This is a genomic window from Collinsella sp. AM28-11LB, from assembly GCF_003469895.1.
Classification (GTDB): Bacteria; Actinomycetota; Coriobacteriia; order Coriobacteriales; family Coriobacteriaceae; genus Collinsella.
Genome location: NZ_QSKJ01000006.1, coordinates 1 through 19,524, shown reverse-complemented (window position 1 = coordinate 19,524; position 19,524 = coordinate 1). Strand labels below are relative to the sequence as shown.

16 protein-coding genes are annotated in these 19,524 nt (G+C 59.8%); 9 read left to right on the top strand and 7 right to left on the bottom strand.

All coding sequences use genetic code 11. The annotated features are described in order from the left end of the window. Positions 1–374: 374 nt before the first annotated feature. Positions 375–1,292 carry a diacylglycerol kinase family protein gene (locus DW732_RS05280; protein ID WP_117799048.1) on the bottom strand — a complete coding sequence of 306 codons (918 nt, stop codon included), beginning with the start codon at positions 1,290–1,292 and terminating at the stop codon, positions 375–377. Positions 1,293–1,390: 98 nt separating this feature from the next. Between DW732_RS05280 and rnd the strand changes: the two genes are divergently transcribed. The 7 genes from rnd (at position 1,391) to DW732_RS05245 (ending at position 8,501) form a co-directional block, all read left to right on the top strand. Then, complete coding sequence (rnd, locus tag DW732_RS05275) at positions 1,391–2,524, top strand: ribonuclease D (protein ID WP_118098998.1); 1,134 nt, start codon at positions 1,391–1,393, stop codon at positions 2,522–2,524. A 238-nt stretch (positions 2,525–2,762) separates the two neighbouring features. Continuing rightward, positions 2,763–3,467, top strand: a complete 705-nt coding sequence (locus DW732_RS05270; protein ID WP_117735251.1) for a zinc metallopeptidase — start codon at positions 2,763–2,765, stop codon at positions 3,465–3,467. 115 nt (positions 3,468–3,582) lie between these two features. Continuing rightward, on the top strand, positions 3,583–5,034 hold the full coding sequence (xseA, locus tag DW732_RS05265) for an exodeoxyribonuclease VII large subunit (protein WP_370214255.1): 1,452 nt from the start codon (positions 3,583–3,585) through the stop codon (positions 5,032–5,034). 42 nt (positions 5,035–5,076) lie between these two features. Continuing rightward, a complete protein-coding gene (xseB, locus tag DW732_RS05260; RefSeq protein WP_006234311.1) occupies positions 5,077–5,343 on the top strand; it encodes an exodeoxyribonuclease VII small subunit in 267 nt (88 codons plus the stop codon). Between the two features lie 155 nt (positions 5,344–5,498). After that, positions 5,499–5,834, top strand: coding sequence for a histidine triad nucleotide-binding protein (locus DW732_RS05255; protein ID WP_006234310.1), 336 nt, complete (start codon positions 5,499–5,501; stop codon positions 5,832–5,834). A gap of 147 nt (positions 5,835–5,981) precedes the next feature. Beyond that, positions 5,982–7,160, top strand: coding sequence for an acetate/propionate family kinase (locus DW732_RS05250; protein ID WP_118098997.1), 1,179 nt, complete (start codon positions 5,982–5,984; stop codon positions 7,158–7,160). A 162-nt stretch (positions 7,161–7,322) separates the two neighbouring features. Continuing rightward, on the top strand, positions 7,323–8,501 hold the full coding sequence (locus DW732_RS05245; protein WP_118098996.1) for an acetate/propionate family kinase: 1,179 nt from the start codon (positions 7,323–7,325) through the stop codon (positions 8,499–8,501). Positions 8,502–8,867: 366 nt separating this feature from the next. Here the strand turns inward: DW732_RS05245 and pta are convergent, their stop codons facing one another. Beyond that, on the bottom strand, positions 8,868–9,848 hold the full coding sequence (gene pta, locus DW732_RS05240; protein ID WP_117735246.1) for a phosphate acetyltransferase: 981 nt from the start codon (positions 9,846–9,848) through the stop codon (positions 8,868–8,870). A 231-nt stretch (positions 9,849–10,079) separates the two neighbouring features. Between pta and glf the strand changes: the two genes are divergently transcribed. Next, positions 10,080–11,282 (top strand): UDP-galactopyranose mutase, encoded by a 1,203-nt coding sequence (gene glf, locus DW732_RS05235; protein WP_118098995.1) that lies wholly within the window; start codon positions 10,080–10,082, stop codon positions 11,280–11,282. Beyond that, positions 11,275–12,306, top strand: a complete 1,032-nt coding sequence (locus tag DW732_RS05230; protein ID WP_118098994.1) for a glycosyltransferase family 2 protein — start codon at positions 11,275–11,277, stop codon at positions 12,304–12,306. The genes glf and DW732_RS05230 overlap by 8 nt, the downstream gene beginning before the upstream one ends. Before the next feature lie 373 nt (positions 12,307–12,679). Here the strand turns inward: DW732_RS05230 and DW732_RS05225 are convergent, their stop codons facing one another. From DW732_RS05225 to ppk1, 5 genes are all read right to left on the bottom strand, one after another. Beyond that, entirely contained in the window at positions 12,680–13,681 is a 1,002-nt protein-coding gene (locus DW732_RS05225; RefSeq protein WP_117743473.1) for a P1 family peptidase, read from the bottom strand. 101 nt (positions 13,682–13,782) lie between these two features. Further along, on the bottom strand, positions 13,783–14,364 hold the full coding sequence (locus DW732_RS05220) for a nucleoside triphosphate pyrophosphatase (RefSeq protein ID WP_117743472.1): 582 nt from the start codon (positions 14,362–14,364) through the stop codon (positions 13,783–13,785). Further along, the gene (locus DW732_RS05215; RefSeq protein ID WP_055287259.1) at positions 14,361–14,903 is read right to left on the bottom strand and encodes a DJ-1 family glyoxalase III; all 543 of its coding nucleotides are present in this window, start codon (positions 14,901–14,903) and stop codon (positions 14,361–14,363) included. The genes DW732_RS05220 and DW732_RS05215 overlap by 4 nt, the downstream gene beginning before the upstream one ends. 180 nt (positions 14,904–15,083) lie before the next feature. After that, entirely contained in the window at positions 15,084–16,412 is a 1,329-nt protein-coding gene (rlmD, locus tag DW732_RS05210; RefSeq protein WP_118098993.1) for a 23S rRNA (uracil(1939)-C(5))-methyltransferase RlmD, read from the bottom strand. Between the two features lie 86 nt (positions 16,413–16,498). Next, on the bottom strand, positions 16,499–18,952 hold the full coding sequence (ppk1, locus tag DW732_RS05205; RefSeq protein ID WP_233505232.1) for a polyphosphate kinase 1: 2,454 nt from the start codon (positions 18,950–18,952) through the stop codon (positions 16,499–16,501). Between the last annotated feature and the right edge of the window lie 572 nt (positions 18,953–19,524).

Below are 19,524 nucleotides of genomic sequence, written 5' to 3'. Positions count from 1 at the left end.
GCAGGATTTCAGCTAATAAATACATCTATTAGCCTATCGGAAGTCTAAAAAGTATTCACTATATTCGGTGAAATACTCGATGAGCGTCATAAAATATGCGATGAGCGGATAAGAATACTCATTTTGTAGCTTTAGTTAAATAAAGGCACCCTGCATTTACTGCAGTGGAATAAAGCGCCAGACAATACTCAAAAGAAAACTCTCCCGCTGTTTAGAATTTGCATAAACAACGGGGGAGACGATAATTGGATGAATATCATACCAATGTGGAATTACTTCTTCCGACGGTGGATCACGTTAATCGCATAGCCGACGAGCATGGCCAGAACAATGACGATAAAGCCGAGCAGGGGATTGTCGTTCATGGGGTCCTCCTATTTTCCGAGCGGGGAGAATTCGTCGACGATGATATCAAGGCATTGAGGCAGCGCGCGGGCACCAAAGACGCCCGAGTTGCTGGAGATGATCTCGCCATCGAACTGCATGCCCAGCGACGGCGTGCAGGTGATCTTGGCTTCTTTGGTCTGGATGATCTTGAACTGCGGACGGCCAAGCACCTTGCCGGCGGGGTCGAGCGCGGCGGTGATTACCGTGGGAAGCAGCTGTACCGTGCGTACGGGCTCGATGACCGCGATGTCGACCATGCCGTCGTTCATGCGGCAGTTGGGGAACAGGTTGATGTCGTTTTGGATGACAGACGTGTTGCCTGCCATGCAGCAGATGCCGTCGAGCTCCTCGACAATGCCGTCATGCTCAATGGTAAAGTGCGCCACCGTGGGGTTGGGTGTGGCGAGCGCCGACAGGAAGTAGGCGATCTCGCCGATGTCGTTTTTAGTGGGGGCGGCCTTCATCATAATCTCAGCGTCAAAGCCCGAGCCGGCGATGATGATAAAGCCATGGCGCTTTTCGTTGCCGTTCTCGTCGAGCCAAAAGAGCTCGCCCATGTCGACTTTGACCGTGCGGCCGGCGCGGCATGCCTTGGCGAGCGCCGCTGCCTCGGGGGCATTGCCGATGTTGTTAAAGAATAGGCAGGCCGTGCCGGAGGGGAAAACGAGCGTGGGAACGCCGCAGCCGCGCATCTGGTCGAGCACGTTGGAGACGGTGCCGTCGCCGCCCGAGACGACCACGCGGTCGAACTCGCGAACGTCTGCCACGGCGTCCTCGGGCTCCATGCCATCGCCGATAAAGCGCATCACGACCTCGTCGCCGCCCTGTGCAAGGGCGTGCGTGAATGCGTAGATTTCATCTGAGCTGGGGCCCGATGCCGGGTTGTGGATGATAAGGCAGCGCATACTTACGTTCCCGTTCTGTGACTAACCGAGTATAGTTGTAGGGCAATGCCGATATCCTACCCGTGTTTTTCGGGCCTAACCTTATTCGATGGGTTGATATGTACATTTCCACACATCAGGCTCTGCTCGACTTTTGCCAGCGCGCCCGCAAGTTCGACGCGATCGCCGTCGACACCGAGTTTTTGCGCGAGCGCACGTTTCATCCGCGCCTGTGCCTGGTCCAGATTGCCACCCCTGCCGAGAGCGTCGCGGTCGATCCTCTGGTGATCGACGACCTATCGCCGCTGGCAGAGCTTATGGCCGACGAGAGCGTGACCAAGGTGTTTCACGCCTGCTCGCAGGATATGGAGGTTATGCTCCATACCGTGGGCGTGCTGCCGCGTCCCATTTTTGACACGCAGGTGGCCGCCGCCTTTTTGGGCGAGCGCCAGCAGATTTCCTACGGCGCGCTCGTGCAGACGTTTTGCGGTGTCTCATTGCCCAAGACCGAGTCACTGACCGATTGGTCGCGCCGCCCGCTGACCGACAAACAGATCGAGTACGCGATCGATGACGTCAAGTATCTGATCGTCGCCTATACCGAGATGATGAGTCGCCTGCGCGAGCTGGGCCGGGTGGACTGGGTGCTCGACGAGTTGCGTCCGCTGGCCGACGAGTCGCATTATCGCGCCGATCGTCACGAGGCATTCCGCAAGGTCAAGCGCATCAACTCCTGCAGCCGTCACCAGCTGGGTATCGCGCGCGAGCTCGCCGCTTGGCGCGAGGATCGCGCCGAGCGCCGCAACATCCCGCGCAAATGGGTCATGTCCGACGACACGTTGCTGGCCCTGGTTAAACGCAATCCCGTGCGCGTTGAGGAGTTCCGCAGCATCCGCGGCACCGACCAGCTGGGGGAGCGCGACGTGGACGGTGCATTGATGGCCATCAAGCGTGGCGCGAGCTGCCCGCACGATCGCCTGCCGCTCATGGTGCGCGGGCATCGCCAGATTTCGCCGGAGTTGGAGAGCGTGACCGACCTTATGTATGCGCTTATTCGCTTGGTTGCCGAGCGTTCGGGCGTGGCGACCTCGGTCATTGCCTCGCGCGATGACCTGGCCGACTACATCGAGCATCCCGAGCAGAGCCCCCTGCGCGAAGGTTGGCGTTTTGAGCTCGTGGGTTCGCGTCTGGACGATTTGCTCTCGGGCAATATGGGGTTGACGGTCAAAGATGGCAAAATTGAATTGCTATAAGTATATAGTTACGCGGTTTTACCAAACCGCGTAACAGCTCGACGCTGCAAACGGCCGAGAGCGGCAATCTGACGTTCAATCGTCGCTCGCGTACCAAAGTACGCGTCGCTTCTCTTTCACGTCACCTTGCTCGCTCTCGACCGTTTTCGCTGTCATTGCCAAAACATCGATGTTGATTTGCTGGTCAGTCGAATGGGTAGAATGCCTCCAACGTGTAACTCGATTCGGAGGAATTCGCATGCCTTATTACTATGGATACGGCTTTGGCATCGACCCGCTGTACCTGCTGGTTGTTCTTGTCTGCACAGTGCTTGGCCTTGCCGCGCAGAGCTATATCAACTCGACGTACAAGACGTGGTCTAAGGTGCGCTCGGATGGCGATACGGGCGCCACGGTCGCTCGTCGCATGCTCGATGCCAACGGTTGTAGCGCCGTGGGCATAAAGGGCGTTGCCGGCGAGCTTACCGATCATTACAACCCGCAGGATAACAACCTGTATCTCTCGGATGCCAACCGTTCGGGCGGGTCGGTCGCAAGCGTTGCCGTCGCCTGCCACGAGGCGGGCCATGCCGCCCAGCGTCAAAGTGGTTATGCCATGATGAAGGTACGCACCGCTTTGGTCCCCGTCGTCAACTTTACCCAGAACACCTGGACGATCGTGCTGCTCATGGGCCTGTTCATGAACATCGCGGGGCTCACGACCCTCGCGCTGGTCTTCTTCTCGTTTAGCGTGCTGTTCCAGCTGGTTACGCTGCCGGTCGAGATCGATGCCAGTCGCCGCGCCGTGGCGTATATCGAGCAGTCGGGCATGAGTTCCAAGCAGGTCAACGGTGCCAAGAAGGTGCTGACGGCAGCCGCGCTCACCTACGTGGCGGCGGCGCTCACCTCGATTATTCAGCTGCTCTACCTTATGGCTCGCTACAACAGAAACTCCAACCGATAACAAATTGGGTCGCTGGGCGCCGTGGGGATTTGTGTCCCCGCGGCGCTGTACTATGTTTTGGACTTGAATTTGCGCAGGGCCGAAGCCCTTGTGCACGATAACGGAAGGAGGCTGCGTGGCAGGCTGGAATCTAACCGGCAATGCCGTTTCCGCCGAGTTCGACGGTTCGGACGATCAGGAGCGCAAGGAGCTCAGCGTGAGCCAGGCGGTGGAGATCGCCGCCGGCGCGCTCGATGCCATTCCGCAGCTGAGCGTTTTAGGCGAGGTCACGGGTTTCCGTGGTCCCAACGCCCGAAGCGGCCACTGCTACTTTCAGATCAAGGACGACTCGGCGGCCGTCGACTGTATCATCTGGAAGGGCGCCTACCTTAAGCGCACTTTCGACTTGCGCGACGGCATGCAGGTAAGCTTTAAGGGCAGCTTCAATCTCTACAAACCTACGGGTCGCATGGGCTTCGTCGCCCGCTCGTTTTCGCTGGCGGGGGAGGGTCTGCTGCGTCAACAAGTGGCGCAGCTGGCCGAAAAGCTACGCCGCGAGGGCCTGATGGACGAGACGCGCAAGCGTCGCATCCCGGTGTTTTGCTCGCGCGTGGCGGTCGTCACCTCGCTTTCTGGTGCCGCAATCGACGACGTCAAGCGTACGCTGCGCCGTCGCAACCCGCTTGTCGAGCTTGTCTGCGTGGGCGCAAAGGTCCAGGGCGAGGGTGCGCCGGCAGAGCTTATTGAAGGCTTGCGCCGCGCCGCTGCCATTACGCCGGCGCCCGATTGCATTTTGCTCGTGCGTGGCGGCGGTTCCTTCGAGGATCTCATGACCTTTAACGACGAGGTGCTCGCCCGTGCGGTGGCAGCCTGTCCCGTGCCTGTGGTGACGGGCATTGGGCATGAGCCCGATACCTCGATCTGCGATATGGTGAGCGACCGTCGCGCCTCCACGCCAACGGCAGCGGCAGAATCGGTGGCGCCGGCTATGACGGAGTTGGCCGACGTGCTCGAGACGCGCCATCAGCGTCTGGGCGCCGCGATGGCTTCGATGATCGGGTCGGATCAGGTCGATCTGGAAATGCTCGACCAACGCGGTCGTCGTGCCTGGGACACCTATACGGCTCGCCTAGGCGATGCACTCGATGCGGCTGCGTGCCGCCCGTGCCTCAACGACCCAACGTTTATGGTCGAGCGTCGCGAGTCTGAGCTTGCCCTGACGGCCGATCGTCTGTCTGGCGCCATAACGCGTTCGGTCGGGTCCTTTCGTTCCAACTTCGAGCGTCTGCCCGAGCGCTTGATCGCAAGCACCTCAGGGCTTGATGGCAAGCGCCATGCTCTCATGCTCGCAAGCTCCCGTCTAGAGCATCAGGGGCGCACGATGCTCAGCAAGCCCGCGTCCGACTTGGGCCGAGCGGCCGCGTCGCTCGATGCCCTGTCGCCGCTCAAGGTGCTTGCCCGCGGCTATTCCATCGCCTACAGCGAAGACGGCGTGGCTACGAGCGCCAAGACCTTTAAGCCCGGCGACGCCATCCGCGTACGCATGGCAGACGGCAACGTGGCGGCAACGGTCGATGCGGTCGAGTAGGCCGCGTTTCATAGTGATAAACCTTTAGGAAAGGAAACAAATATGGCAGAGAAGACCCCGGTGGAGCAGCTTACGTACAAGCAGGCTTCGCAAGAGCTGGAGCTCATCATCCGCAGCCTTGAGTCGGGCGATATGGAGCTCGAGGAGTCGCTCGAGAGCTACACCCGCGGCGTCGAGCTCCTCAAGAGCCTGCGCACCCGCCTGTCCGATGCCGAGCAGAAGGTCTCGGTGCTCCTTAAGGACGTCGACGGCAACGACGTACTCGCCGACGGCGAAGCCGCTAACACCGACGACAACCTTTCGTTCTAACCAACTTACAGCCTGCTTTGGGGTAGTCTTTTTGGGACGGGGCTTTTTTGACTACCCTTGCGCGACGGCTCGCCGAGCGTTTGCGTTTGCGAAAAAGTAGTCAAAAAAGCCCCGTCCCAAAAAGACTACTTTGGTCTGTGAGAAAGGAACCAACCATGTGTGATTGCATTTTCTGCAAAATCGCCAACCACGAGATCCCCTCGACCGTTGTCTATGAGGACGACCAGGTCATCGCTTTTGACGACCTCAACCCCCAGGCGCCGGTCCATACGCTCGTGATCCCCAAGAAGCACTACAGCGATATCGCCGACAACGTGCCCGCCGAGACCATGGGCGCCATGGCTCACGCCATCCAGGAGGTCGCCAAGGCCAAGGGTCTGGAGGACGGTTTCCGCGTCATTTCCAACAAGGGCGTCAACGCCGGCCAGACCGTCATGCACTTCCACATGCACATCCTCGGCGGCAAAAACCTGGGCGAGAACCTCATCTGAGGGCGCCTCTTCCGTGCAATGAATCGGAAGCTCTGGCACCGATAACTTATATATCAACGCAATAAACCCGAGCGCGAGGGCGTTTGGGTTTATTATTGAAACGTATGTAACCTGGCGGCGCCACACCGCCTGTTAGTAGGGAGACACATGAACGTTCTGGTCGTCAACGCAGGATCTTCGACCCTTAAGTATCAGGTCATCGATACCAAGTCCCACAAGGTGTCCGCAAAGGGCTCCTGCGAGCGCGTCTGCTTTACCGGCGGCACCTTCACCCATGCTGCCAACGGCTCCAAGAAGGTGACCGAGAACATCGAGTTCCCCGACCACAAGGTCGCCATCGAGGTCGTCCTCAAGGACCTCGAGGCCAACGGCGTCAAGATCGAGGGCATCGGCCACCGCATCGTTCAAGGCGGTTGGTACTTTGGCGATTCCTCCCTCGTCGACGAGGACGTCCTCGCCAAGATCCGCGAGGTCGCTCCGCTCGCCCCGCTGCACAACAACCCCGAGGCTAATGTTATCGAGTACTGCCTGGAGCAGTATCCCGACCTGCCCAACGTCACGGTTTACGACACCGCTTTCCACTTCAACATGCCCGAGGTCGCCCGCACCTACGCCCTGCCCAAGGACGTCTGCGACAAGCTGCACATCCGCAAGTATGGCGCTCACGGCACCAGCTATCGCTACATCTCCAAGAAGGTCGCCGAGATGACCAGCGGCGAGGCCCGCAAGGTCGTCGTGTGCCACATCGGCTCCGGTGCTTCCCTGTGCGCCATCGAGGACGGCAAGTGCATGGACACCACCATGGGCTTGACGCCGCTCGACGGCGTCATGATGGGCACCCGCTGCGGCTCCATCGACCCTGCTACCGTGTGTTACCTGCAGCGCGAAGGCGGCTATACCTTCGACGAGGTCGATGAGATGATGAACAAGAAGTCCGGCCTCATGGCCGTGACTGGCGGCAAGACCAACGACTGCCGTAACGTCGAGGAGCTCGCCGCCGCTGGCGACCCCGAGGCTCAGCTCGCCTTCGATATGTTCGTCTACAAGATTGCCGCCAAGGCCGCCGAGATGGCCACCTCCATGTGTGGCATGGACACCCTGGTCTTTACCGCCGGCATCGGCGAGCACGCTCCGGCCGTTCGCGCCGGCGTGGCCGATCGTCTGGCTTTTATGGGCGTCAAGATGGATCATGCCCGCAATGCCCTGCGCGGCGACGGCGCTTGGTGCCTGTCCGCCAAGGATTCCAAGGTCAAGATTTTTGTCATCCCCACGGACGAGGAGTTCATGATCGCTTCCGACGTCGAGCGCATCGTCAACGCCAAGTAATTGCAAGAGGGGAGGGGCTGGACAGCAACATGCCGTTTGGCCCCTCTTTTGCGCTCGTTGGGCGATATGCATGATAGTTATTTATCAAGCTGTGATAACTTCTTATTAACATACGGCCGCCTTAAGGGGCATGCCGACCGTATTGCACTGCAAAGGAGTCTCATGAACGTACTTGTTGTTAACGCCGGCAGCTCAAGCCTTAAATATCAGCTCTTGGATACCGATACCCGCGAGGTTTTCGCCAAGGGCAACTGCGAGCGTATCGGCTCGGACATGGGCATCTTTGGTCACGCCGAGAACGGTGGCGCCAAGCAGACCGAAGAAGTTCCCTTCCCCGATCATCGCTGCGCCATTGCGCGCGTACTCGAGGAGCTTGAGAAGACCGACTTTACGATCGATGGCATCGGCCACCGTATCGTTCAGGGTGGCTGGCATTTCGATGATTCCGCGGTCGTCGACGATGAGGTCATGGCTAAGATCCTTGAGGTGGCCCCGCTCGCCCCGCTGCACAATTACGGCGAGGCCGCGGCAATCGAATATTGCCGCGAGAAGTATCCGGAGCTGCCCAATGTGGCCGTCTTCGACACCTCGTTCCACATGACCATGCCCGAGGTCGCCTACACCTACGCCCTGCCCAAGGACGTGTGCGACAAGTACCACGTGCGCAAATATGGCGCGCACGGTACGAGCCACCGTTACGAGTGGATGATGGCCAAGGAGATCCTGGGTGCGCGCTGCCACCGTCTGCTTTCGTGCCATCTGGGCAACGGCGCCTCGATTGCCGCCATCGAGGACGGTGTGTGCCGCGATACCACGATGGGCCTCACGCCGCTTGACGGTCTGATGATGGGCACCCGTTGTGGTTCTATCGACCCGGCCACCGTGTGCTACCTCCAGCGCGAGGGCGGCTACACCTACCAGGAAGTCGATGACATGATGAACAAGCAGTCCGGTCTGCTTGCCATCTCGGGCATCTCCAACGACGCCCGCGACATCCGTACGCGCGCCTCCGAGGGTGACGAGCGCTGCCTGCTCGCCTTCGATATGTTCGCCTATAAGGCCATGCAGCAGGCCGGTTCCATGATCGCCTCCATGGCGGGCGTGGACACCATTACCTTTACCGCCGGCATCGGTGAGAATGACTGGTCGATCCGCAAGGCCTTCTGCGACTGCTTTGAATGGCTGGGCGTGCGCATCGACAACAACAAGAACCGCGAGGCCGTGGGCAACGGCCCGCAGGTCATCAGCGCCGCCGGTTCCGCCGTCACCGTCATGGTCATCCCCACCGACGAGGAATACATGATCGCCCACGACGTCGAGCGTCTGACCAAGAACAACTAACGCTCATTTGCAATTGAATGAAAGGCCTCCTGAGCAAACGGCTCCGGAGGCCTTTTTGTTGGCAGAAGGACGACGACCCAAGCTTTGCCGCTCAGATCCAAAGTGATCGATTCCAAACACATACGCCCTCAGCAACGACACCCATGCATTCAGATCCTCAGCCCCAGCTCGTAGCCAAGCCGCCGTCCACTCCAGATTCCCTGATCGCTACGTAGCGGTAGAAGGCCGCACAGGCTAACCCCTGAAAACAATCCGCAGACCAGAAACGCCCCCGTTCGTAGCTCCGAAGGAGCAGAACGGGGGCGTTTCATTGGTCGAGGACGTTTTCAGGGGTTAGCCTGTGCGGCCTTCGGTGGGATACGTCCGCTACTCAGCCATCTGAGCCTGGACGGCGGTGATGGCCACGACACCCACGATGTCGTCGGCAGAGCAGCCGCGCGAAAGGTCGTTAACCGGCTTGGCAATGCCCTGCAGGATAGGGCCGTAAGCGTCGGCGCCGGCGAAGCGCTGGACCAGCTTGTAGCCGATGTTGCCGGCCTCGAGGTCGGGGAACACAAGCACGTTGGCCTTGCCGGCAACGGAGGAGCCGGGAGCCTTGAGCTGGGCGACGGTGGGAACGATGGCGGCGTCAAGCTGAAGGTCGCCATCGATGGCGAGCTCGGGGGCCTTCTCCTTGCAGAACTTCACGGCCTCTTGGACCTTCTTGGCGACCTCGCCGCCGGCGGAGCCCATGGTGGAGTAGGAGAGCATGGCCACGTGCGGCTCGACGCTGCTCATAAAAGTGGACCAGGAGTGAGCGGAGGCGATGGCGATCTCGGAGAGCTCGTCGGAGGACGGGTTGATGTTGAGGCCGCAGTCGGCGAAGATCAGCGTACCGTCGGTGCCGAACTGCGGGGTGTCGGTGCACATCACGAAGAAGGCCGAGACCAGCTTGGTGCCCGGGGCGGTCTTGAGGATCTGCAGCGCGGGGCGCAGGGTGTCGGCGGTGGAGTGGCAGGCGCCGGAGACCAGGCCGTCGGCGTCGCCCATCTTGACCATCATGGTGCCAAAGTAGGTGGCGTCCATCACCTGGGCGCGAGCCTGCTCGATGGTGACACCCTTCTTGGCGCGGAGCTCGGCAAACTTCTGCGCGTACTCCTCGTGCTTCTCGGCATTGCGCGGATCGATGACGGTGGCGCCGGGAACGTTGATCTCGTCGGGGTTGCCCAGGATGACGATCTTTGCCAGGCCCTCCTCGATGATCTTGGTGGCCGCGACGATGGTGCGCGGATCCTCGCCCTCGGGCAGGACGATCGTCTTAAGGTCGGCCTTGGCGGCAGACTTCATACGGTTAAGGAAATCGCTCATGTTACTCCTTACAAGCGTTTCACTAAGCTCCAGGCGCCCGGCTGTTCACGAATAAACCCGCTGCTAGCGGGTTTACCTTTCAAATTTGTACGCCGCGGTGCTTGAGCTTTCCTTGTGTGGCAAGCTCATTATAGGACGCATTAGCGCTATAATCGCTCTGATAAATATGTCTCGAAGAATGTTCGAGAAAAGCCCAGCTAACGAGCCCGTGGCTTTTGACAAGGAGTATCGATGCAGATTACCTCAGGCCTGCCTGAAGGCTTTAACGCCGGCGCGTACGACATGATTGTCGTCGGTGCTGGATATGCCGGTGCCGTTTGCGCCCGCCGTCTTGCCGAGACCATCGGCTATCGTGTTGCCGTTTTGGAGCGCCGTAGCCACATTGCGGGCAATGCCTATGACTGCACTGACGAGGCCGGAATCCTGATCCACGAGTACGGTCCGCATATCTATCACACCTTTAACGAGCGCGTGCACAATTTCCTGTCGCGCTTTACCAAGTGGACGGATTATCAGCACAAGGTGTTCGCCAACATCAACGGCACCCTTATGCCCGTGCCCTTCAACCATGCGAGTCTCAAACTCGCCTTTGGTGACGAGCGCGGCGAGGAGCTGTATCAGAAGCTCGTGGAGACCTTTGGCAAGGATGTCAAGGTGCCCATTATGGAGCTGCGTAAGAAGAACGACCCCGACTTGGCCGAGGTCGCTGATTACATCTACGAGAACGTCTTTTTGCATTACACCATGAAGCAGTGGGGCCAGACGCCCGATCAGATCGACCCCTCGATCACCGGCCGCGTCCCCGTCTTTGTGGGCGATGACGATCGCTACTTCCCGCAGGCTCCTTTCCAGGGCATGCCGCAGGACGGCTATACCGCGCTGTTCGAGCACATGCTCGACCACGATCTGATTGATGTGTTCTGCGACGTGGACGCCCGCGACCTCTTCGAGATCGACGAGACCACCGTCAAGATCGACGGCAAGGTCTACGGCGGCGAGATCGTCTACACCGGTCCACTCGACGAGCTGTTCAACCTCGACCTGGGCGCGCTGCCGTACCGCACGCTCGATATGAAGTTCGAGACGCTCGATATGGATCAGTTCCAGCCCGTGGGCACCGTCAACTACACCACGAGCGAGGACTATACGCGCATTACCGAGTTCAAGAACATGACCGGTCAGGTCCTGCCCGGCAAGACCACCATCATGAAGGAGTACTCCAAGGCCTATACGCCCGGCTCGGGCGAGACGCCGTATTACGCCATCCTGGAGCCCGAGAACCGTGAGCTCTACGAGCGCTATCTTGAGCGCGTCCAAAACCTGACGAACTTCCACCCAGTTGGTCGCCTGGCCGAGTATCGCTACTACGATATGGATGCTGTGACCAACTCCGCCCTCGACCTATCGGATGAGATTATCGCCTGCCATGCATAAAGTTATTACATTCGGTATTCCCTCGTATAACGCCGCCAAGGACATGGACCATTGCATCACCTCTATTCTGGAGGGGAGCAATTACGCCACCGATATCGAGATCATCATCGTCGATGACGGTTCCAAGGACGAGACGGCCGCTAAGGCCGACGAGTGGGAGGCGCGTTACCCCGGTATTATCCGCGCGGTGCATCAGGAGAATGGCGGCCACGGTATCGCCGTCCTTTCGGGCCTGCGCGAGGCACAGGGCACCTATTACAAGGTTGTCGACTCGGACGACTGGCTCGACGGCGCAGCCCTTTCGACCATGCTTTCGATCCTACGCGGCTTTGAGGAGCGCGACCAGCGCGTGGACCTGTTTATCTCGAACTACGTGTACGAGAAGGTTTACGAGGGCACGCATACCGCTATCGGTTACAAGTTTGCCCTGCCGCGCAAAAAGATCTTTACCTGGGACCAGATCGGTCATTTCCGCCTGGACCAGAACCTACTCATGCACAGCCTGTGCTATCGCACGGATGTACTGCGCGAGTCCAACCTTCCCATGCCGCCGCACACGTTCTATGTGGACAACATCTACGCCTACGTGCCGCTGCCGCGTTGCAAGACTATCTATTACGCCGACATCGACCTCTACCGCTACTTTATCGGTCGCGAGGGCCAGAGCGTCAACGAGGCGACGATGGTTAAACGCCTGGACCAGCAGTTCCGCGTTACGCGCATCATGATGGAATCGTTCCACCTGTACAGCGATGTTGAGTCGTCGCGTCTGCGCTCGTACATGATGGGCTATTTCACCATGATGATGGCGATTTGCTCGGTGCTTACCAAGCTTTCCGATGAGGATTGTGCCGATGAGCGTCTGAAGACGCTGTGGGGCGATTTGAAGTCCTACGACGAGCGCATGTATCGTCGTGCGCGCTACGGCGTGGTCGGCTTCTTTACCAACCTGCGCGGGCGGGCCGGGGACAAAACCACACTCGGCCTATACCGTCTTGCCTCAAAGATCTTCAAATTCAACTAACTGCCGAGTAATCGCTTCTGTTAGGTTGACTGGGCCCCTTGGCCTTTAGTTTACTACTGCGGACAGTCCTGCTCGCACGGAAAGCACATTAAGTGCTTTCCGGCTCGTGCGGAACTTGTATCAAACTAAAGGCCAAGGGACCTCTGCTATAAGTATCGATTTTCAGATGATTTGAATTTGAAGATCTTCGACGCGCGGTACACAGGGGCCTGGGCTGAAAGGGATCTGGTTGAGTAGGTTACCCGGTGAGGCTTGGTTATGTTTGTCGCGAGTTCCGCACGAGCCGAAGAGCACTTAATGTGCTCTTCGTGCGAGCCAGGACTGTAGAGCAGCAAACATAACCAAGCCCTACCGGGCAACCGGTCAGGTGAGGTTACTTTGCGGCGCCGGGGATGCCGTGGGAGGTTTTGGCGGTTTTGGCTCCGTTTACGATGGCGGTTTCCAGTGCCCTTACGGCGAGCATGCCCAGCAGGTCTAGGGGAATGGCGGCGCTTGCCTGGGCGCCCAGTTTGCCACTGGCGAGGGTGTAGATGGTGTCGCCGTCGTTGGTGGTATGCGTGGGGCGAATGGCGTGCGCGTAGGCGTCTGCTGCCATCTGGGAGACCTTGGTGGCCTGGGCCTTGGTGAGCTCCACGTTGGTGACGATGCAGCTGATAGTGGTGTTGGTGCGGTCGAGCGGCATCTGCATAGAGCCGGCGGCGGCAAAAGCGGCGAGCTCCATATCGATGATCTGGTCGCTATCGGCTGCTGCGCGCATGCCTGCCACCCACTCGCCCGTGGTCGGGTCGACGACGTTGCCGCAGGCGTTGACCGAAACCACGGCGCCTACCTTAACGGGACCGAGCGCCACGGCGGCAGTGCCAAGGCCGGCCTTCATGCAGGTGGCGGGGCCCATGAGCTTACCTACGGTAGCGCCGGTGCCGGCGCCCACATTGCCCTGCTCGAGTGTGGTGGGGGTGTTGTCGAGTGCCTCGCGCACGGCGGCGATGCCGGCCTCTATGTCGGGGCGCACGGTGGGATCGCCAAAGGCGAGGTCGAAGATGCAGCTGGAGCACACGATAGGCACCTGCGTGGGGCCGACGGGAAGGCCGATGCCGCGGCTCTCGAGCTCGCGGGCGACGCCGCTTGCGGCCTCCAGACCAAAGGCCGATCCGCCCGAAAGGCAGACGGCGTGGACCTTGTCGACGGTGTTCTCGGGTCGCAGCAGGTCGGTTTCGCGCGATGCTGGAGCACCGCCGCGAACGTCAACGCCGCCGGTGGCGCCCTCGGGTGCCACGATTACGGTGCAACCGGTGCCGGCCTCCTCGTCCGTATAGTTGCCATAGCAAAAGCCATCGACATCGCAGACGTCAATGGCCTCGAGCAGTGTATCCATGTTTAACTCCTGTCGGTTTTCCGCCGCGCCATGTGCCCGGTCGGGATCCGTACGGTACGCCAAAATTGTAGGCGCTGGGGGATACCCAGCGCCAGGTGCAATTACGAGAGTTTTTGAATCGCGCGCGCGACGCGAGCGATGGGTAGGCCCACCACGTTATAGAAGTCGCCCGATATATCATGCACGAGCATGCGTCCTCCTGTGCCCTGAATGCCGTAGGCACCGGCCTTGTCCATGGGCTCACCCGAGGCGACGTAGTGCTCGATCTGTTCGTCGTTGAGCTCGTAGAACGTCACGTCGGTCACATCGACAAAGGACAGGCTCTCGGCGGCGTGCGGAGCCGTGGCGTCGCCGGCCTTGACGATGCAGACGCCGGTCGCCACCTGGTGCGTGCGGCCCGAAAGCTCGCGGAGCATGGTGCGCGCCTCGTCCTCATTTGCGGGCTTGCCCAAAATTCTACCGTCAAACGTGACGATAGTATCGGCAGCGACGGTCAGCTCGTTGGGCTCGGCGTGTTCAGCGGCGACGGCAGCGGCTTTGGCGCGTGCCAGGCGCTCGACGAGCGTAAGCGGAGCTTCGCCATCAAAAGGCGTCTCGTCGATATCTGCTGGAATCACGCGAATGTCATAGCCCGCTTCGCGCATCAACTCGATGCGGCGCGGTGATTGCGAAGCCAAAATCATAGCTGAATGCCCTCGGCAACCTTCTCGACGGCCTTGTCGCCGGCGAGCGTGCGCAGCAGCTCAAGCGCAAAGGGGAGCGACTGGGCCATGCCGCTGGCGGTGATGATGTTGCCGTCTTGCGTAACCTTCTCGCCGGTATAGGCGCCTTCGGGGAAGCTTTTCTCAAAGCCAGGGAAGCAAGTGGCGTGGCGCCCCTCGAGCAGGTCGAGCTCACCCAGGATAAACGGGGCGGCGCAGATGGCGGCGACGTGCTTGGTCGCGGCGAACTCGCAGACCACGTCGCAGACGCGCTGATCGGCGCGCAGGTTGGTGGCACCGGGCAGGCCGCCGGGCAGCACGACGCAGTCGTACTCGTCAAAATTGATCTCATCAAAGAGCGCATCGCAGGTCACGGGGATCTGCAGCGAGCTTACGACCTCACGCGTGGGCATGATCGAGACGAGCGTGGCACGCACGCCGCCGCGACGCATGACATCGACCATGGTCAGGCATTCAATAGTTTCAAAGCCATCGGCGGCGAGAACGGCAACGCTGGGCATGAGGGTTCCTTTCATAGGCGGCATACAATTAGCCGTCTTATACCCCGAAGACCTCCGCTTGCCATGCCCCATTCCCAAATGATTTTTCTGGGACGGGGATTTAATAATCATTCGGTACACAATGATCATTAAATCCCCGTCCCAGAAAAATCATTTGGGCGGTGGGTTCGAGCAGTTGGGTTAGTTGCGCTTGAGGTGGACGACGGTTTCGCAGTGGAAGGTTTGCGGGAACAGGTCGACTGGCGTGATCTTTACGGGGGAGAAGGTGCCTTCTTCGACAAAGCGTTTGAGATCGCGCGCCAGGGTGGCCGGGTCGCAGCTCACGTAGGCGACATCGCGAGCACTCGTGCTGGCGATAAGGTCGATCGCCTCGGGGGCGAGGCCTGCACGCGGCGGGTCGACCACCAGGACATCGGCGTCCTGATCGGGGAACTCGCGCACCGCGTCGCCGCCGATGACATCGACGTTATCGAGTTTGTTGATCTCCAGGTTACGGCGCAGGTCGCGCACGGCCGGGCCGTAGGCCTCGACGGCGGCAACAAAGTCGCAGCGGCGGGCGAGCGGCAGGGTGAAGGTTCCAGCTCCGCAATACAGGTCCACGGCAAGTTCGTCTTCCTGCGGGTCGAGCGCCTCCATGACAAGCTCGATCAAAATCTCGGCACCCTTGGTGTTGACCTGGAAAAACGACGGGGCCGAAAGGCGCATCTGGCCGTCGGCGATGTTCTCGGTCCAGGAGCCCTCACCGGCGAGCATCTCAACCTTGGAGACGCGGCGGGCCTTCTTCTCACCCTTGCTCATAACGCGCACTATGCTCGTGGGGTGTGCGGCGTCTGCCAGCACGCGCGAGACTTGCGAGCGCGGGAACGAGCCCGTGGGCGTCCAGAGCGCGACCTCGAGCGCTTTGGTGCGACGCGAGGCGCGAATGCCCACGCGCTCCAAGCCCAGGTCGTGGCTGCCGCTCAGATAGTTAAGCGCGCCGACGACCGATTTGAGCGCCTTGGGAAAACGCTTATCGAACAGCGGGCACGAATCGACGGTCACGATCTTGCTGGGATCGACGCCGTGCATGCCAAGACGAACGCGGCCGTTAACGACGGTCGGTTCGAGCTCAATTTTATTGCGGTAGCCCCAATCGTCCTTGGTGTGGCGGATGGGCTGCACCAGCTCGTCGACTTGCTCAGGGGTGAACTTGCCGATGCGCTCGAGCGTGGAGCGCAGGTTTTGCTCCTTGGCGGCAAGCTGAGCGGTGCGCGAGAGATTGCCCCACGAGCAGCCACCGCAGGCGCCCACGAAGGGGCAGGGAGGCTGAATTCGATCGGGGCTCGGCTCAAGAATCTCGGTGGCGCGGGCGCGCATAAACGACTTGCCGTCCTGCACGATTTCGACCTCGACGGTATCGCCCGCCACGGCGCCCTGCACAAATACGGCCTTGCCGTTGTCGGCGTGCGCCAGACCATCGGCGCCATACGTCATCGATTCTATGGTGAGCTTCATATTCCTGCCTGTCATTCGCGTTGTTGTCCGCAACCATGGTAGCAGGGAAAAGCGCCCCGTACCTGAGGCATTCCTCAAATACGGGGCGCTTCTACAAACGTCTATTTCGTCTTGCCGGTAATGAGCGTCTTAAGGCCTAAGCCGATCAGGCCCAGACCCATACGCACGCGGCCGGGGCGATGGCGCTCGATGGCCTTGGTCTGGCCGGCGGGTTTCTCGCGGTGGGCGCTTGCATGGGGCGCGGACTTGACGGTCTGCGGCCGAGGCTGGGGCTGGGGCTGGGGCGCAGGCTCGGGTTCGGATTCCAGGTCGGGTTCAATGACGGTTGCCTGGACCTTCTGGACCTTGGGAACGTCCGCCTGGGGCTTGGGCTTGGGGCCCAGAACAGGTGCGGATTCCGGTTTTGCTTTGGCGACGGGCTCCGAAGCCACGGCTGCGGACTCGGCGTTGCGATAAGCGCGCTCCAACAGGAACTCCTGCGAATTAAAGGGCTTCTCACCCTCTTTTCGCTCTACGGGAACCCAGGTGCCGTCGCTCGTCAGGCTGCGTGCCTTCACGTTGTCGCGCAGCTGCATGCCCATGTACTCGTGCACCAGGGCGCGGCAGGTGGGGTCGAGCACGGGGAAGGCGATCTCCACGCGGTGCTCGGTGTTGCGCGTCATCATGTCGGCCGAGCTCAGGTAGATCATGTCCGAGTCCACGCCGAAGGCATAGACGCGCGCGTGCTCCAAGAAGCGTCCGACGATAGAACGTACGTGCACGTTTTCGGTCTTGCCCGCAATGTTGGGCTTCAGGCACGAGATGCCGCGGATGATCATGTCCACGCGCACACCGGCACACGATGCCTCAGCGATCTTGTCGATGACCTCGCGGTCAGTCAGCGAGTTGAGCTTAAAGAATACGCGCGCGGGCTCGCCGGCGAGAGCGCGTTGGATCTCGCGGTCCAGACCGCGCATGATGAGTGGCTTAAGGCCGACGGGCGCCACGCCCAAAAAGCGGTAGTCGCCGCGCAGGTTGCCCAGCGACAGGTTGCGGAAGAACAAGTTGGCGTCTTCGCCGATCCCGGGATGGGCGGTCATGAGCATAAAGTCGCTGTAGAGCTTGGCCGTCTTCTCGTTAAAGTTACCGGTGCCCAAAAGCGTGAGTCGGGTGAGCGCCATGCCCTCGCGATAGGTGAGCTGGCAGATCTTTGAGTGGCATTTAAAGCCCTCGGAGCCATAGATAACGGTGCATCCCGCTTCTTCCAGACGCTCTGCCCACTCGATGTTATTTTGCTCGTCAAAGCGCGCGCGGAGCTCCATGAGCACCGTGACCTCTTTGCCGTTCTCGGCGGCGTCAATCAACGACTCGCACAGACGACTCTGCTTGGCCACGCGGTAGAGCGTGATGCGCAGCGAGATGCACTCGGGGTCGTATGCGGCCTCGTGTACCAGGTCCAGGAACGGATTCATGGCCTCGTAGGGGTAAAAGAGCAACTTGTCGCCCTGCAGCACCTGCTCGCGAATGGAGCGGGACATGTCGATGGTGGGGTTGGGCTGCGGCTTAAACGGCGTAAAGAGGAGCTCGTTGCGCAGGTGCTCGGGAATTTTGCCCTCGATGCCAAAGACGTAGTCCAGGTCGAGCGGGATATCGCAGGTAAAAACCGAGCGGCGCGAAAGCTCGAGCGCTTTGCGGATGGTCTTGAGCGTCGCCTTCTCGAGCGAACCGGAGACGGCAAGCACCACCGGCTGCAGGCGCAAGCGCTTTTTGAGGATGCGCTTCATGTGCTGGCGGTAATCCTCTTCCTCCTCGACGCCCTCGCCGTCCGGGTCGATATCGGCATTGCGGGTGACGCGGATCAGAGCGCGGTCGAGCGGCTTATAGGAGCCAAAGCAGCTGTCCAAGCAGGCAAGAATGACGTCCTCGAGCAAGATGTAGGAGTAGGTGCCGGCGGGCGAGGGAATCTCGACCACGCGGTTCATCGAGGCGGGAATCTCGATGAGGCCCAGCAGACTTTCCTCGTCCGTGACACCGTCCAGTCCGCAAGCTAGATAGAGTGCGCCGTTGCGCAGGTTGGGGAAGGGGTGGCGCGGGTCAATGACCAACGGCGAGATGACCGGCGACACGTAGGCCTGGAAGTAGCGGGTGACAAAGGTGCGCTCCTCGGGCGTAAGCGAATCGACGCGAGCGCGGTGAACGCCCAGGGCGTCGAGTTTGCCCTCGATGCTCTTGAAGATGGACTCCCAACGGGTAAGGAGCCCGGGCATTTCGGCCATGACGGCATCGACCTGTTCGGAGGCGGTCATATTGCTCTTGTTATCGACAGGCTGTTTTTTTAGCTCTGCCAGGTCGGACAGGCCGCCCACGCGCACCATGAGAAACTCATCGAGGTTGGACTCGAAGATCGACACGAACTTTAGACGCTCGAACAAAGGAACGGTCTCGTCGAATGCCTCGTCAAGCACGCGGTTATCAAAGCGTAGCCAGCTGAGCTCTCGGTTCTGCGTATACGAGAAGTCGCGCGGCGGTTTGCGCAGCTTTGCGGCGGCTTGCTTCTTTTCGATTTTGCTCGGCATATGCATCTGTCCGTTCAGTCCCTACAGGGGACGGTAGCCTAACACTGTTCTCTATTGTCTCAATTTAGTCGACCTATGGCACGGGCGTATCGCGCGAACGGTATCTTTACCTACTTCTAACGCTGACGAGCCGAAGCACTTACGTCCGGTGCCTTGAGTAAGCGATCTATATCCTCACTCAACTGGTGAGAATGTATGAATAAGAATGATAGCAAGCTGAATATAATCGAATGTAGGTCGAATCGAGGACAAGCGTCATATATATGCAGAAAACCGTTTTCTCTATGCAATTTTGAATCATGGATAACTTTGAGTGTGGAATCTTGATTTCTTAGAAAAATAACGTTTACCTAGGAAAATCTGCTTTACGAAACTGAAGTGCATCATGGGAAATCATATGCGATATACCGTTCATCGTACTTTGCTGACCGTTCGGGGGCGAGGTGGAATTGCGGGTGGAAATTGGATATAACTAGAGCTGTCAGCAAGCAGCGTCCCATATGGAGGGGCGCTGATACATTCGGCCAGTAAGGCCCGAAAGAAAGGTAGGAGGCCATGACGAAAGGTCTGCA

Excerpts from the sequence above, each read along its gene's own strand:
- DW732_RS05280 (WP_117799048.1), bottom strand. The coding sequence starts at position 1,292 with ATGCGCTGCCTTATCATCCACAACCCGGCATCGGGCCCCAGCTCAGAT.
- rnd (WP_118098998.1), top strand. The coding sequence starts at position 1,391 with ATGTACATTTCCACACATCAGGCTCTGCTCGACTTTTGCCAGCGCGCC.
- DW732_RS05270 (WP_117735251.1), top strand. The coding sequence starts at position 2,763 with ATGCCTTATTACTATGGATACGGCTTTGGCATCGACCCGCTGTACCTG.
- xseB (WP_006234311.1), top strand. The coding sequence starts at position 5,077 with ATGGCAGAGAAGACCCCGGTGGAGCAGCTTACGTACAAGCAGGCTTCG.
- DW732_RS05255 (WP_006234310.1), top strand. The coding sequence starts at position 5,499 with ATGTGTGATTGCATTTTCTGCAAAATCGCCAACCACGAGATCCCCTCG.
- DW732_RS05250 (WP_118098997.1), top strand. The coding sequence starts at position 5,982 with ATGAACGTTCTGGTCGTCAACGCAGGATCTTCGACCCTTAAGTATCAG.
- DW732_RS05245 (WP_118098996.1), top strand. The coding sequence starts at position 7,323 with ATGAACGTACTTGTTGTTAACGCCGGCAGCTCAAGCCTTAAATATCAG.
- pta (WP_117735246.1), bottom strand. The coding sequence starts at position 9,848 with ATGAGCGATTTCCTTAACCGTATGAAGTCTGCCGCCAAGGCCGACCTT.
- glf (WP_118098995.1), top strand. The coding sequence starts at position 10,080 with ATGCAGATTACCTCAGGCCTGCCTGAAGGCTTTAACGCCGGCGCGTAC.
- DW732_RS05230 (WP_118098994.1), top strand. The coding sequence starts at position 11,275 with ATGCATAAAGTTATTACATTCGGTATTCCCTCGTATAACGCCGCCAAG.
- DW732_RS05225 (WP_117743473.1), bottom strand. The coding sequence starts at position 13,681 with ATGGATACACTGCTCGAGGCCATTGACGTCTGCGATGTCGATGGCTTT.
- DW732_RS05220 (WP_117743472.1), bottom strand. The coding sequence starts at position 14,364 with ATGATTTTGGCTTCGCAATCACCGCGCCGCATCGAGTTGATGCGCGAA.
- DW732_RS05215 (WP_055287259.1), bottom strand. The coding sequence starts at position 14,903 with ATGCCCAGCGTTGCCGTTCTCGCCGCCGATGGCTTTGAAACTATTGAA.
- rlmD (WP_118098993.1), bottom strand. The coding sequence starts at position 16,412 with ATGACAGGCAGGAATATGAAGCTCACCATAGAATCGATGACGTATGGC.
- ppk1 (WP_233505232.1), bottom strand. The coding sequence starts at position 18,952 with ATGCCGAGCAAAATCGAAAAGAAGCAAGCCGCCGCAAAGCTGCGCAAA.